The organism is Robertmurraya korlensis (assembly GCF_023715225.1).
Lineage (GTDB): Bacteria > Bacillota > Bacilli > Bacillales > Cytobacillaceae > Robertmurraya_A.
This window is the reverse complement of record NZ_JAMBNS010000046.1, coordinates 1-662: the sequence shown is the minus strand read 5'-3', so window position 1 is coordinate 662 and position 662 is coordinate 1. Positions and strand designations below refer to the sequence as shown.

Sequence of the window (662 nt, the reverse complement as noted above, 5' to 3'; positions counted from 1 at the left end):
AAACCAAGTGCTCTACCAAGCTGAGCTACTCCCCGATTAAATCTAATATGGCGCGCCCGAAAGGAGTCGAACCCATAACCTTCTGATCCGTAGTCAGACGCTCTATCCAATTGAGCTACGGGCGCATGCATTGTAATGTTGCTTATATTAGTGTGTTAAGGACAGCTATTTTGCTAGTGCAAAAAGCTTTGGATATTTTACTTTGTAAAAATCCTTGGTGCCGAGGACCGGAATCGAACCGGTACGGTAGTCACCTACCGCAGGATTTTAAGTCCTGTGCGTCTGCCAGTTCCGCCACCCCGGCAAGTACGTTCTGGAGCGGAAGACGGGATTCGAACCCGCGACCCCAACCTTGGCAAGGTTGTATTCTACCACTGAACTACTTCCGCATATGGAAAGTTATTTTGCTATCGCAAAAAACTATGGTGCGGGTGAAGGGAGTCGAACCCCCACGCCTTGCGGCGCTAGATCCTAAGTCTAGTGCGTCTGCCAATTCCGCCACACCCGCATAATGATATGTTATTACTCAAAAAAATGGTGAGCCATGAAGGACTCGAACCTTCGACCCTCTGATTAAAAGTCAGATGCTCTACCGACTGAGCTAATGGCTCGGTATAAGTGGTGCCGGTGAGAGGACTTGAACCCCCAACCTACTGATTACA

5 tRNA genes are annotated in these 662 nt (G+C 48.8%); all 5 read right to left on the bottom strand.

The features are described 5' to 3' along the window. Positions 1–48: 48 nt before the first annotated feature. Positions 49–125 (bottom strand) — tRNA-Arg (locus tag M3175_RS24020). 90 nt (positions 126–215) lie between these two features. Next, a tRNA-Leu gene (locus M3175_RS24015) sits at positions 216–304 on the bottom strand. A 10-nt stretch (positions 305–314) separates the two neighbouring features. After that, positions 315–389: transfer RNA gene (locus tag M3175_RS24010), tRNA-Gly, on the bottom strand. Between the two features lie 34 nt (positions 390–423). Beyond that, a tRNA-Leu gene (locus M3175_RS24005) sits at positions 424–508 on the bottom strand. Positions 509–535: 27 nt separating this feature from the next. After that, a tRNA-Lys gene (locus tag M3175_RS24000) sits at positions 536–611 on the bottom strand. Positions 612–662 lie beyond the last annotated feature (51 nt).